Raw genomic sequence first — 13,289 nt, forward strand, 5'->3', positions numbered from 1 at the left:
AGTCCTAGAGCGTAGCCAAGCTGCGATCGATCAGGCGCTGTTGAGCAGCCTCGTCCAACTGCTGAGACAGTTGTGTCTCAACTCGGCTCAAGGCTTGGGCAACCGCATAGCGACGCAGTTCATCCAAGACGCGCTGTTGCTCGGTGCTGACGTCTTGAGCAGCGGTCGCTTTCAAACGCTCAACATCGACAGCCGCTTTGTCCAAAATCTCTTGGCGCACCGCTGCAGCTCGGGTTTTAGCCTCAGCAAGCAGACGAGCAGCTTCGGATTCAGCTTCTTTCAGCTGTTTCTGAGCTTCACTCAGCGCTTGGGCAGAAGACGCCAGCTTTTCTTCAACCTCACGGATTTCTGCTTCGATCGCAGCGCGACGGTTGCTGAGCAAATTGCCGAGGAAACCCCGACCTGCATAGACCAAGAGACCAATGATGATCGCAAGGTTAATCAGGTTCGTTTCAAAGAGATCGAGATTGAGACCGAACCCAGAGGTCTCAGCATGCGCGAGCAAAATCCAAGAGGACATACTATCCACTACCCAAAACAATGCCGAACTCGGACAGAAAGTCCTAGGCTCGGGCCAAGAGCTTATCGAGAATTTGGTGGCTCAGGGCGTCAACCTGCTGATCGAGCGCTTGCAGGGCAACCGCTTTCTGCTGGTCAATTTCCTGTTGTGCCTGCTCACGCTGGGCTTGAGCTTCACGCTGAGCTTCAGCCAATTGCTGTGCAGCAATCCGGCTCGCCTCAGCTTGGGCCTCAGCAATCAAAGCCTGAGACTGCTTCCGAGTGGCAGCAAGCTCCTGCTCATACTGTGCCGTCAAGGCTTTGACTTCTGCCAAACGAGCCTTGGCGTCTTGACGACCGCCGCGAACAAACTGATCGCGATCGTCTAAGACTTTGCCAAAAGGTTTGTAGAAAACAGCATTGAGTAAGAAGACCAGGACCAAGATTTGCACTGCCATCAAAGGCAGCGTGGCATCGAGGTCAAATAGGCCCCCTTCAGCTTCTTGAACGGCCTCAGCCGCAAGAATCATCCAAGCGTTCATGAGTACGGGCTCCGCCGGAAGGTCGGAGAACAGCGGTTAAAACTGCCCAACAACCATCAGTTCCACAGGAAGGATCCGCAAGGCAATTGGGCGCAGAAGAGAGGGCGGCTCAACCCGTGAGACCGCCCCGAAAATTGCTGAGCTTATGCGAAGGGGTTAGCAAACAGCAGAACCAGCGCCACGACCAAGCCGTAGATGGTCAGTGCTTCCATGAAAGCGAGGGAAAGCAGGAGGGTGCCGCGGATTTTGCCTTCAGCTTCCGGCTGACGAGCAATCCCTTCGACAGCTTGACCTGCTGCGCTACCTTGACCGATACCAGGGCCAATCGCCGCGAGACCCACTGCCAGAGCAGCAGCCAAAACGGAAGCAGCAGAGGTAAGAGAATCCATGACGTGAAAATCCTTGACCGTTAAGACGTTGGGGGACAGGAAGATCCGGGCGATCAGTCCCTCAAAGACTGAACAACGACCGGGAGCAAAGAGTCAAGCAGACTCAGGGATTAACCGCGAAATAGGCAGCGATCGCACTGCACTACTCTGCGTGTTCCTCACCATGCTCTTCGACGGCTTCGCCGATGTATGACGCAGCCAAAGTTGCAAAGATCAACGCTTGAATCGCACTGGTAAACAAGCCCAGAATCATTGCTGGCAGCGGCACGAAGAGAGGCACCAACAGCACGAGAACCGCCACAACCAACTCGTCTGCCAAGATGTTTCCAAACAGACGGAAGCTGAGGGACAAGGGCTTGGTGAAGTCCTCCAAGATTTTGAAGGGCAGCATCACCGGCGTGGGATGGACATAGTTGCCAAAGTATCCCAGCCCTTTGCGGCTGAAACCGGCGTAGAAATACGCCAGTGAGGTTAATAGCGCGAGCGCTACGGTGGTGTTGATGTCACTGGTTGGGGCAGCCAATTCACCCGAAGGGAGCTTGATCAGCTTCCAGGGGATCAGGGCGCCGGACCAGTTGGACAGGAAGATAAACAGGAACAGGGTACCAATAAACGGAACCCAAGGACGATATTCCTTTTCGCCGATCTGGGTGCGGGCTAGGTTACGGATGAAGTCCAGAACGTACTCCATGAAGTTCTGGAGGCCGCTGGGAATGCGCTGAAGATTGCGATTCGCCAGAAGGGACAACACCACCAAGGCCGCGATCACGAACCAAGAGGTCAAAAAGACCTGGCCGTGAAGCCGATAGTTGCCGATCTGCCAGTAAAAGTGCTGGCCGACCTCGAGCTCGGCGAGAGGCAAAACTGACGAGAGTTCGAGTAGAGTCGGCATGGACATGAGGTCGGAAGGAAGGGATGCGGAGCCCATTTACATCCGCGATCGCGACTGCACTTCAACTGTTTTCAGCAGCTGGGAATACAGTGCGCAGGGTGTACCAGATCAGGGCCGCTTTATAAGTCAAAAAACCTAAAAAGACAGGCATCAGTTCCAGATAATGCCATCGTGCTGCTACAACAATGAGCACCACAAATAGCGCTAGACGTGACTTCCCAAACTGGCGACGGCGCTCACCAATCCGCTCAACCGCTTTCCCAAGCATCCGGAGGTAAAGAAGCCCACCCATCGCTCCCAGCAAGTAGCTAGCAGCAGTGTTAAGGCTATAAGCCCACCAGACCGCCCCGAAAATAACGACTGTGCAAATTAACGTGATCTGCAACAGTTGACGCTGCAGCGCGTAGTACTCTGCCATCGAATCCGACTGAGGTTCAGTGGCCGTTTCTGTTTTGGGTTCGGCTGCGGCAGAAGCAATCGCCTCGATCGCAGGGTCCTGGACAGAACTTTCAGAGGAACTCACAGGTCGGACAGAACCGAGCGGTTCTGTTGGCAAAATATGGCGCAAGCCAGGGGTAATCCTATCACGCAGCGTTGCACTGTCTTACTTACGTTTGTGCGGGCACCAGCAAGACTAGTTGTTGCTCAACCAAGAGCCGTACATCTGCCAGGCTGAGGCTGCTGGTTTGTAAGAGGGTCGCGACAGTCGGAGCTGATTCCAGTGGCTGATCACACTGTTCTAGGAAGACATATTCCGCTTCGCTAAGCGTGCGCGGTCGATAGTCCGGATCGAAGATGTCGCGACTGGGCCAGCCGTAGAGACATTCGTTACGAACCGGTTTCGCCTGTAGGAGCTGGTCGTCGTTCGACCAATCCCAGCGTGGTAGGGGCGATCGCCCGAGGAAAAATTCGAAGTGGGTGATTTCGGGGTCGAGCAATTCAATCAGCCGGTAGCGCTGCCATTCCGAGAGTGACTGGAAGCGATCGCGCAGCGTTTCTGAGGTGCCGAACAGCCGATCGGGACTCCAGCGATCGCGATCGGAAAAGCCGAGAAAGGTAAGGCCACTGCCTTCAATCCAGCGACGCAGCGTCAGCGTGTTGTAGTCAATCTCCTGGGGATGGACATACATATCCGCGAAGCATTCGTCACGCTGGTTTTCCAGTGCCCAGCGCTCTTCTTCCCGTCGTCGCAACCGATTGTTCGCCGGCAGTTGACTGAAGATTTCCCGCCCGATCGCCACGCCATCGCGGTAGTCCCCCCGACGATCGCCCTGCACAAGTGCGATCGCCTCCTGCATCTGCCGAATCTCAGCACGTCCAATCTCGGCATAGACAAAGATATGGAGGATTCCACCCGGCGCGAGTTTGCTCGCCAAAGCGGCCAACCCGCGATCGGGGTCTTCAAGGTGATGTAAAACCCCCACGCAGTTGATGTGATCAAATTCGCCCGGCAATTGATCAACGTCGTAAATACTGAGCTGCTGGAAGTGAATGCGATCAGCCACGCCCGATCGGCGGCAGCGCTCCTGCGCCACGGCCAAAGTTCCAGCACTGATGTCGATCGCTGTAATTTCTGCGCTGGGATTGAGGTGCGCCAGATAGTCGGTGCTGACACCGGTGCCACAGCCCGCATCTAGGATGCGGGGTCGTCCCAGCTTGGGTGCTTGTCTCGTGCAAAAGGCGTAGGCTGAAGGGTAGTGCCAGCGCCAGTTGTAGCCCGGTGGTGGTCCGTCCTGCATCGGTTCAGGCGGAAACGGATAGGCGTCGTAGAGCGCTGAAACGGCTTGGGTGACGGAGTCGGGCATGGTGGCAAAAAACTGAGAAAAGCGATCGCCCCAGTCGGGTCGAATCCATCAGCTTCATCGCCTGTCAGCTCGCGTCTCGACAAGGCTGACGACACATTTGTTAACAAAAAAGGGGTGCCGCCACGGCACGCTCTAATCTAAAACAAACCCTTCTCAATCCCGGTTTAATCTCGTCGGGTCGGGGCGTTTTTGGAGCAATCCATCGCCATTCGCATCGCTCGACGGGTTCATCCTTCATAAGAACCTAGGGAGCTTTAAGGCAAATGACAGTTACGGCCAGTGGCGGCAGCTCACTTGCACGCCCGCAACTCTACCAAACGGTTCCTGGCTCGACGATTGTTCAGGCAGAACAACAAGACCGCTTCCCGCAACAGGGTGAGCTGCGCGAGCTTTCGAGCTACTTCCAGTCCGGCCTCAAGCGGCTGGCGATCGCAGAAACAATCACCCGCAATGCCGACACGATTGTCTCGCGCGCTGCCAACCGTATTTTTGTTGGGGGTTCACCTCTCGCTTACATCGAACGCCCTAAGGTTGATCCCCGCGACCTACGGAGTGCTGAGGAACAGCGCGTCAGAGAAGCAAAACTGGGAACCGTCACTTTTGTTGAAAGCAGTGGTGGCGGCGGCTTCTTCAGTGGCTTGACGGCAGCACTGGGCGGTGCTGGTGCCGTGCGGATTCCGCCGGGCTTCCGCCCCATCAACGTGGCGCGCTATGGCCCGCGTAATATGCAGAAATCTCTGCGCGACATGAGCTGGTTTCTGCGCTACATCACCTATGCGATCGTGGCTGGCGATCCCAACATCTTGGTCGTCAACGTTCGTGGCCTGCGCGAAATCATTGAGAAAGCCTGCTCCACGCCTGCGACACTGGTTGCCCTTCAGGACATGCGTGCCACCAGTGCGGGCTACTTCCGCAATGACCCAGAAGCGCAGCAACTGGTCAAAGACTACTTCGACGTGCTGATTCGGGAGTTTGAAGCACCGACCCCGTCGCTGAAGCAGCGCCAACGCTTTGCCGATGACCAACAGGGTCTGGCTCTGCCCCAAAGCTATGCCAATGCGGCTGAACGGCGCACCAAATTCGTGATCAAGTCGACCCTGTCGACCGTTGAGAAAAACGAAGCGATTAAAGCGGCCTATCGCCAAGTCTTTGAACGCGACATTAGCCGTGCCTATAGTCTGAGCGTTTCCGATCTGGAATCCAAGGTCAAAAACGGCGAAATCTCCACCAAGGAATTTATTCGTCGCTTAGGTAAATCGCCGCTCTACCGTAAGCAATTCCACGATCGCTTCGTCAACAGCCGCGTGATCGAGCTGGCTTTCCGCCACTTCTTGGGTCGCGGCATCAGCTCTGCTGAAGAGTTCACTCGCTACTTCGATCTGCTCAGTGCCAAAGGCTTTGCCGCGCTGATCGACACGTTGGTTGATTCGCAAGAGTACGCTGACTACTTTGGCGAAGAGACCGTGCCCTACCTGCGTGGTCTGGGGCAAGAAGCCCAGGAATGCCGCAACTGGGGAGTCCAGCAAGAGCTTTTCAAATACAGCGCTCCCTTTGTCAAAGTGCCGCAGTTTGTCACTCTGTTTGGGGAGTACAAACAGCCGCTCTTGGATCAACACCCCTACGGTGCGGGCAACGATCCACTGGAAATCCAGTTCGGGGCCATCTTCCCCTCTCGCACGGTCAACAACCGCACCAATCCAGCCCCCTTCGGCAAAGATACCCGTCGCTTGCTGGTTTCCAAAGGCGGCGTCAACAACCAGGTGGGCAGCGCTGCCTTCCAGCAGAGCGGCACTACCCCGACCAAGATCTTCAAGCTCACCCAAGTTGCTACTGGCAGCAGCTCGGTGCGAGGCAAGTCCGTCGGCAATCCCAGTGTGCGCCAAACCGAAAGCACCACCCAAGCCGTGATTCGGGCGGCTTACCGGCAGGTGTTTGGGCGCGATCTCTACGAAGGTCAGCGTCTGAGCGTGCCGGAGATCAAGCTCGAAAACGGTGAAATTACCGTGCGCGAGTTTGTGCGTCAAATCGCCAAATCGGAGACATTCCGCAAGCTCTACTGGAATAACCTCTACGTCGTCAAAGCCGTGGAGTATATCCACCGCCGCTTGCTCGGTCGACCGACGACGGGCCGTGCCGAAATCAATGCCTACTTCGATATCTCAGCCAAGAAAGGCTTCTACGCACTGGTAGATGCCATTCTTGATAGTCCTGAGTACATTGCGGCCTTCGGGGAAGATACCGTGCCCTACGAGCGCTATATCACCCCCAAAGGCTTGGCACTGCGGTCTGTGCGCGGTCTAGAGGCTTCTGAGAAGGTCAAAGCCTCCCTCCGACCGGCTTTTGGGACGCTTGAACGCCGTCCTGAAGTAAACCGTCGTTAGGCGATCGCCTCTCCTCAGATTTCAGCTGTGAGCGTTTAGGCAAAACCTAGACGCTCACAGCTTTTTGGGCATTTAAAGAAAACTGAATTCCTTTATTACAAACTGTTACGTCGATTTCTGTAGGGTTTCAGCAATGGCGCAAAATGATTCCGAAAGGTAATTCGGACGCTGTTGCCGGCTACCTACGCTCGCCCCCGAGAGGTGTCTCTCCTCCCGGTCAGGCTTCAGGAATTCTGACCGCCTCGGGTTCACGATCGCCTTGACGGTCCGAACGTGAACGGTTTGCCTGACTTCACGGTTTCCTCATTGAGGGCCAGGGTCGGTGGAGGCCAGTCTGGTTTCAAAATGCTTGGAGGAATCCATTAATGAGTATCGTCTCGAAGTCCATCGTCAACGCTGACGCCGAGGCGCGTTACCTAAGCCCTGGCGAACTGGAACGCATCAAAACCTTCGTTGTCGGTGGCGATCGTCGTCTGCGGATTGCGCAGACCATTGCCGAGTCCCGCGAGCGGATCGTCAAGCAAGCTGGCAACCAGCTCTTCCAAAAGCGTCCTGACGTCGTTTCGCCCGGTGGCAATGCCTACGGCGAAGATATGACGGCCACCTGTCTGCGCGACCTCGACTACTACCTGCGTCTTGTGACCTACGGTGTGGTCTCCGGTGACATCACCCCGATCGAAGAAATCGGTATCGTCGGTGTTCGCGAAATGTACAAGTCGCTCGGCACTCCCCTGGATGCCGTCGCTGAAGGCGTCCGTGAGCTGAAGTCGGCTGCAACCGCCCTCTTGACTGGTGAAGACGCAGACGAAGCAGGCGCTTACTTTGACTACGTGATTGGCGCTCTGAGCTAATTCGGTCTTTTAAGTTCCTTTGACTCGAACGCGACTTTTTCAAGGATTTTAGGAAGATGCAAGACGCAATTACCGCTGTCATCAACGCCTCGGACGTCCAAGGTAAATACCTGGATAGCTCCGCTCTCGATCGCCTCAAGAGCTACTTCCAAAGTGGCGAACTGCGCGTCCGCGCAGCTGCCACCATCAGCGCTAACTCGGCTCTGATCGTCAAAGAAGCGGTTGCTAAATCGCTGCTCTACTCGGACATCACCCGTCCCGGTGGCAACATGTACACCACCCGTCGCTATGCTGCTTGCATCCGCGACTTGGAGTACTACCTCCGCTACGCCACCTACGCCATGTTGGCTGGTGACACCTCGATCTTGGATGAGCGCGTGCTGAATGGTCTGAAAGAGACCTACAACAGCCTGGGCGTGCCCATCGGTGCAACCGTGCAAGCCATCCAAGCGATCAAAGAAGTCACCGCTAGCTTGGTGGGCCCCGACGCTGGTCGTGAAATGGGTGTCTACCTCGACTACATCAGCTCTGGCTTGAGCTAAGCATCCAGCTGCTAAGTCTAGAGAAGGTTGTTTGCCTCCTAAAAGCTGCAGCCTTCTCTAGAACGATTAAGGGAACCCGGGAGAAACAACAATGCGGATGTTCCGAATCACCGCTTGCTTGCCCAGCCCCAGCAAAATCCGGACTCAGCGCGAGCTGCAAAACACCTTCTTCACGAAGCTCGTTCCTTACGATGCTTGGTTTAGAGAGCAGCAGCGCATCCAAAAGCTGGGTGGCAAGATCATCAAAGTTGAATTGGCGACTGGCCGTCCAAATACCAATACTGGACTGCTCTAGGTCTCAAAGATTATTGCAATCGAACCGACTCTCGGTCTGACTCGTATAGTGAGTGTGCCGAGAGTTTTTTTATGGCGATCGCCCGATGAGCTTTGCGATACCTCAGTGGCTAAACCTAGCCCCGACGGCGACTTGGAATCGCACGGCACGGCTTTTGCACTGGCTGGTGTTTTTTTGGCTGGTCTGTGGCCTGTTGATTTTGCTTTCGGCCTCCTATGATCTTGCCCTCAATGAATCGGGCAATGGTTTTGCCTATCTGATTCGCCAGGGGGTCTGGCTAATTTTGGGACTTGTGGGGTTTCGATGGGCGATCGCGACCCCGATTCAGCGCTTTGGTCAGTGGGCTCCCATTGGCTTAGGACTTTGCCTGCTTGGTCTGATGCTGACACTCGTCGCAGGGACCACCATCAATGGGGCTAGCCGCTGGTTGATTGTGGGACCGCTACAAATTCAGCCTTCAGAGCTGATGAAGCCGTTCTTGATTTTGCAGAGTGCTGTCGTGTTTGGTAGCTGGTCGCGTCTGCGTTGGTCACAGCGGGGATTCTGGCTGGTGATCTTTCTGCTGATTCTTGGAATTATCCTCAAGCAGCCCAACTTGAGTACGGCAACCCTGTGCGGCAGTTTGCTGTGGATCATTGCCCTCGCGGCGGGCTTACCGCTGTCTCAGCTCCTACTAACGGTGATGGCAGGAGGACTGGTCGCGGGGCTCAGTATTTTGCGTAATCCTTATCAGCAGGAGCGGATTCTAGCTTTCCTTGATCCGTGGCACGATCCCCTCGATAAGAGCTATCAGTTGGTTCAGAGTTTGCTGGCGATCGGCTCAGGAGGTACCTGGGGAACAGGCTATGGTCTCTCGGTGCAAAAGCTCTCCTATCTCCCCATTCAGAACACCGACTTCATCTTTTCGGTCTATGCCGAAGAGTTTGGACTGGTGGGCAGTCTGCTCTTTCTGCTCTTTCTCTGCTGCTTTGGCAGCGTGGGTTTTTGGGTTGCGCTGCGATCGCGGCGAACCTTGAACCAGCTGGTGGCGACGGGTTGCACAACTTTGCTGGTGCTGCAATCGCTGCTCAATATTGGGGTGGCCTCCGGTGCGCTGCCGACGACGGGACTACCGCTGCCGTTTGTTAGCTACGGCGGTAATGCGCTGCTGTCCAGTCTGTTTATTGCCGGCCTTTTAATTCGTGTGGCGCTGGAAATGGACGATGAGGCTCCTGAGAATCCTGTGCCCATCGCCTCCCTCAAAACGGTGCGGCGGCGATCGCCGGCCTAGACCTCGATAAAATCGAGGCATGTTCGACACTTTTGCCAGATGGTTCGAAGCGCTGGAGACACTGCTGTTCCAGCTCAGCCTCTGGGCTGACACCCTTGTCAATGGTCAGCTCCAGCATCCGGGAGTCCTGACCTTTGTAATTGTCTGGGTTGCAGGGCTAGCCACCAGCTTGACCCCCTGCACGCTTTCGATGCTGCCCGTCACCTTCGCCTATCTCGGTGGCTATAGCGAAGGCGATCGCGCTCAAAGCTTGCGTCAATCAGGACTCTTTTGTCTGGGCTTAGCGACCACGTTGATGGCATTGGGTTTGAGCGCTGCGGTGCTGGGTCGCATCTATGGTCAGATTGGCTGGGGGCTGACCTTGGCTTCGGGCCTGATTGCGATCGTCATGGGACTCAACCTGTTAGGACTCCTGCCACTGCGACTGCCCGGACTCAACACCACCAGCTGGCTCCAAGAAGAATGGCCGGTTGACCTGCGCGCCTATCTCTTGGGTCTGACTTTTGGCCTGGTGGCTTCGCCCTGTAGTACGCCTGTCTTAGCGACGCTGCTGGCTTGGGTTGCGGCCAGTGGACAAGTACGGCTTGGGGCTGCCCTGCTAGGAATCTATGCCCTTGGATCTGTGTTGCCCCTTCTCCTCGCGGGACTACTCGCGGCCTCGCTTCGCCAACTCTTGGCGCTGCGTCAGTGGTCAGCTTGGCTGACGCCGACCAGCGGCATTGTTTTGGTTGGTTTTGGTCTGATCACTCTGCTCCTTCGTCTGCCCATCCACGCATGACCTCTGATTCTCTTGTCTCGCCGTCACTTTCCGATCGCCTGCGGAGGGGGCAGCAAATTTTTTGGACTTGGCTGGCTGACCTGCGACTGGCGATCGTGCTGTTGTTGGGAATTGCGATCGCTAGTGCCAGTGGTACCGTGATCGAGCAAGGACAGAGTCTTGCTTTTTATCAGGAAAACTACCCTACTGATCCGGCCTTGTTTGGCTTCCTCTCGTGGCGCTGGATCCTGACGCTTGGCTTAGACCATGTCTACCGGGCGGGTTGGTTCTTGGGTCTGCTGATTTTGTTTGGTGCCAGCCTGACTGCCTGCACCTTTCGCCGGCAATGGCCTGCCCTGCAGGCGGCTCAGCGCTGGCAGTTTTATCAAGAACCTCGGCAATTCAGCAAATTAGCCCTCAGTGCCAGTCTGCCTCAGGGCAAACTTGAAACCTTGGAACCACTGTTGCGTCAGCGCCGCTATCGTCTCTTCCGAGCCGACGACGCCCTCTACGCACGGCGGGGGTTAGCCGGTCGAGTTGGACCGATTTTGGTGCATGCAGGAATGCTCGTGGTCTTGGGTGGTGCAATTTGGGGCTCACTTGGGGGCTTCTTTGCCCAAGAGATGGTTCCCAGCGGTGAGACGTTTCAAGTACGGAATGTGATTGATGCGGGGCCGTGGAGCAGTAGTCGCATTCCTCAAGACTGGTCTGTGAAGGTCAACCGCTTTTGGATTGACTATGCGCCTGACGGCCGTATCGATCAGTTTTACTCCGATCTCTCGGTGGTTGATCGGGACGGGCAAGAGCAAGACCGACAGACAATCCACGTTAACCAACCGCTGCGCTACGGGGGACTGACCTTCTATCAGGCTGACTGGGCGATCGCCGCTGCCCAAGTACGACTCAATAACAGTCCCGTCCTCCAACTCCCCATGGCTCGTCTTCCGGCAACAGGGCGGATTTGGGGCACCTTTGTTCCGACCAAGCCAGACCTTAGCAGTGGCGTTTCACTCATTGCCAAGGATCTCCAAGGAACGGCTGTAGTCTACGGCAATGACGGCGAACCCCTGGCAACCCTGCGGAAAGGCATGGCAGTGGAGGTAGATGGTGTCCGGCTCAGCTTGGTGGATCTGGTTGGTAGTACGGGTCTGCAAATCAAGTCCGATCCGGGTATCCCTTGGGTCTACGCTGGCTTCCTGTTCGTGATGGTGGGCGTGGTTTGTAGCTACATCTCCCACGCCCAAGTCTGGGCCTTACAACAGGACGGTCAACTATATATCGGTGGTCGCAGCAATCGCGCTCTGGTTGCCTTTGAACAAGAGATGCTGGAAGTACTTGCTCAGCTGGATGCTCAAAGTCAGCACTCGACAGAATCCGCGATCGCCTGACGTTTCGTAACAGGTTGCTGGTCTGGACTGGCTTTGACCCAATTCTGCGATCGCGGCTGAATTAAAATGTAGACAGCGAATTTTCGGCCGCTGTAGCAGTAACTACAACTGTGGTCTAGTCAGCGGTGTTACCAAAGAGTCGCTGACCGGGGCCGTTTGCCCCTCTCAATTGCCCTGGCTTAAGGAGAGTTCCCTTGAAGAAGATTGAGGCGATTATTCGTCCGTTCAAACTGGACGAAGTCAAGATTGCGCTCGTCAATGCTGGCATTGTCGGGATGACGGTTTCAGAAGTGCGCGGTTTTGGTCGCCAAAAAGGCCAAACGGAGCGCTATCGGGGTTCGGAATACACGGTTGAGTTTTTGCAGAAGCTGAAGCTAGAGATCGTGGTGGAAGATGCCCAAGTCGATACCGTAATCGACAAAATCGTTGCATCGGCCCGCACGGGTGAGATTGGTGACGGCAAGATTTTTGTCTCGCCTGTCGACCAAACCATCCGGATTCGGACTGGCGAGAAAAACGCCGACGCAATCTAATCAGCGTTTACGACAACAGGTTTGTCGCGAGAGTCACCCTCGACCCGCGATCGCAAGACCTAGACAAAAGAGTTCAGTTGCTTTGAGGTCAGCCAAGCTGACACGCGACAACTGGGCTCTTTTGTTATTCCGGGCTTCTTGTTAGGGGCGATCGCTACGCTGTTGCCACTGCCAAGCATGTTGAATCATCGTTTCTAGACTCGGGAATTGTGGCTCCCAGCTAAGGATCTGGCGAGCTTTCTCTCCGCTACCGACAAGAGCGATCGCATCACCGGGGCGGCGATCGCCAAATTGCACCGGAATCAATCGCTGGGTAACCCGCTCAGCGGTGGCAATCACTTCCTTGACTGAGAAGCCATTGCCATTGCCCAAGTTGAAAGCAGTCGTTGCGCCACCGTCTGCCAAGTAAGTCAGGCCACGCACATGGGCATCCGCCAAGTCGCAGACGTGGATGTAGTCACGAATGCAGGTGCCGTCCGGCGTTGGGTAATCCGTGCCGTAGACCTGAATACTGGGGCGTTGGCCTGCGGCCGCTTGAAGAACTAAAGGAATCAAATGGGTCTCAGGATCATGAGCCTCACCTAAGTCCCCCTGTGGGTCAGCACCGGCGGCATTGAAGTAGCGAAAGATCACTGATCGCAGCCCATAGGCAGCCTGAAAATCCTGCAGAAACTGCTCCACCATCCACTTGCTGCGACCGTAGGGGTTGATTGGCGCTTGGGGATGATCTTCGGGAATCGGAATCACTTGCGGGAGTCCGTAGGTGGCGCAGGTTGAGGAAAAGACAAGCTGCTGACAGCCTGCCGCCACCATCGCTTGCAGCAGGGTCAGGCTGCCGCTGACATTGTTGGCATAGAAATTACCGGGATCGCGTACTGATTCCCCCACTTCGATCGAGGCGGCAAAGTGGATGACTGCCTCAATCGGATGCTCAGCAAAGAGGCGATCAAGTAAAGCGCAATCGCGCGTATCCCCCACGATCAGGGGCACTTGCAGCACATCTGCAGCGATCGCCCGATGCCCATTGCTGAGGTTGTCGAGCACGATCGGCTGGTAGCCCTGAGCTTGTAGTGCCCGCACTGTGTGGGAGCCGATGTAGCCTGCACCGCCCGTTACCAGAATGGTTGCCCCAGTTGCTGCCACAGC

Annotated in this window: 15 protein-coding genes; 8 read left to right on the forward strand and 7 right to left on the reverse strand. The window is 55.8% G+C overall.

The annotated features are described in order from the left end of the window. Positions 1 to 4: 4 nt before the first annotated feature. The 6 genes from DOP62_RS11195 to DOP62_RS11220 form a co-directional block, all read right to left on the reverse strand. Complete coding sequence (locus DOP62_RS11195; protein ID WP_208674852.1) at positions 5 to 520, reverse strand: F0F1 ATP synthase subunit B; 516 nt, start codon at positions 518 to 520, stop codon at positions 5 to 7. Between the two features lie 43 nt (positions 521 to 563). After that, positions 564 to 1,040, reverse strand: coding sequence for a F0F1 ATP synthase subunit B' (locus DOP62_RS11200; protein WP_208674853.1), 477 nt, complete (start codon positions 1,038 to 1,040; stop codon positions 564 to 566). Between the two features lie 143 nt (positions 1,041 to 1,183). Beyond that, a complete protein-coding gene (gene atpE / locus DOP62_RS11205; protein ID WP_011243493.1) occupies positions 1,184 to 1,429 on the reverse strand; it encodes an ATP synthase F0 subunit C in 246 nt (81 codons plus the stop codon). 142 nt (positions 1,430 to 1,571) lie between these two features. Next, entirely contained in the window at positions 1,572 to 2,321 is a 750-nt protein-coding gene (gene atpB, locus DOP62_RS11210; RefSeq protein ID WP_196794062.1) for a F0F1 ATP synthase subunit A, read from the reverse strand. 61 nt (positions 2,322 to 2,382) lie between these two features. Then, positions 2,383 to 2,844 carry an ATP synthase subunit I gene (locus DOP62_RS11215; protein ID WP_261789920.1) on the reverse strand — a complete coding sequence of 154 codons (462 nt, stop codon included), beginning with the start codon at positions 2,842 to 2,844 and terminating at the stop codon, positions 2,383 to 2,385. Positions 2,845 to 2,929: 85 nt separating this feature from the next. Next, positions 2,930 to 4,126, reverse strand: a complete 1,197-nt coding sequence (locus DOP62_RS11220) for a class I SAM-dependent methyltransferase (RefSeq protein ID WP_370538796.1) — start codon at positions 4,124 to 4,126, stop codon at positions 2,930 to 2,932. Positions 4,127 to 4,389: 263 nt separating this feature from the next. Here DOP62_RS11220 and DOP62_RS11225 point away from each other — a divergent pair, with 263 nt between their 5' ends. The 8 genes from DOP62_RS11225 (at position 4,390) to DOP62_RS11260 (ending at position 12,143) form a co-directional block, all read left to right on the forward strand. Further along, positions 4,390 to 6,507 carry a phycobilisome rod-core linker polypeptide gene (locus tag DOP62_RS11225; protein WP_208674854.1) on the forward strand — a complete coding sequence of 706 codons (2,118 nt, stop codon included), beginning with the start codon at positions 4,390 to 4,392 and terminating at the stop codon, positions 6,505 to 6,507. A gap of 365 nt (positions 6,508 to 6,872) precedes the next feature. Continuing rightward, positions 6,873 to 7,358: an allophycocyanin gene (gene apcA / locus DOP62_RS11230; RefSeq protein WP_208674855.1), complete on the forward strand. Its 486-nt coding sequence runs from the start codon at positions 6,873 to 6,875 to the stop codon at positions 7,356 to 7,358. A gap of 56 nt (positions 7,359 to 7,414) precedes the next feature. Continuing rightward, the gene (gene apcB, locus DOP62_RS11235; RefSeq protein ID WP_011243499.1) at positions 7,415 to 7,900 is read left to right on the forward strand and encodes an allophycocyanin subunit beta; all 486 of its coding nucleotides are present in this window, start codon (positions 7,415 to 7,417) and stop codon (positions 7,898 to 7,900) included. Between the two features lie 91 nt (positions 7,901 to 7,991). Then, complete coding sequence (locus DOP62_RS11240; protein ID WP_011243500.1) at positions 7,992 to 8,195, forward strand: phycobilisome linker polypeptide; 204 nt, start codon at positions 7,992 to 7,994, stop codon at positions 8,193 to 8,195. A gap of 85 nt (positions 8,196 to 8,280) precedes the next feature. Then, entirely contained in the window at positions 8,281 to 9,465 is a 1,185-nt protein-coding gene (locus DOP62_RS11245; protein ID WP_208676804.1) for an FtsW/RodA/SpoVE family cell cycle protein, read from the forward strand. A gap of 19 nt (positions 9,466 to 9,484) precedes the next feature. Then, positions 9,485 to 10,243, forward strand: coding sequence for a cytochrome c biogenesis protein CcdA (locus DOP62_RS11250; RefSeq protein ID WP_208674856.1), 759 nt, complete (start codon positions 9,485 to 9,487; stop codon positions 10,241 to 10,243). After that, a complete protein-coding gene (locus DOP62_RS11255) occupies positions 10,240 to 11,610 on the forward strand; it encodes a cytochrome c biogenesis protein (RefSeq protein WP_208674857.1) in 1,371 nt (456 codons plus the stop codon). The genes DOP62_RS11250 and DOP62_RS11255 overlap by 4 nt, the downstream gene beginning before the upstream one ends. A gap of 194 nt (positions 11,611 to 11,804) precedes the next feature. Then, complete coding sequence (locus DOP62_RS11260; RefSeq protein WP_208674859.1) at positions 11,805 to 12,143, forward strand: P-II family nitrogen regulator; 339 nt, start codon at positions 11,805 to 11,807, stop codon at positions 12,141 to 12,143. Positions 12,144 to 12,284: 141 nt separating this feature from the next. Here the strand turns inward: DOP62_RS11260 and galE are convergent, their stop codons facing one another. After that, positions 12,285 to 13,286, reverse strand: coding sequence for a UDP-glucose 4-epimerase GalE (galE, locus tag DOP62_RS11265; protein WP_208674861.1), 1,002 nt, complete (start codon positions 13,284 to 13,286; stop codon positions 12,285 to 12,287). Positions 13,287 to 13,289 lie beyond the last annotated feature (3 nt).

The organism is Synechococcus elongatus PCC 11801 (genome assembly GCF_003846445.2).
In the GTDB taxonomy this organism is placed as follows: Bacteria; Cyanobacteriota; Cyanobacteriia; order Synechococcales; family Synechococcaceae; genus Synechococcus; species Synechococcus elongatus_A.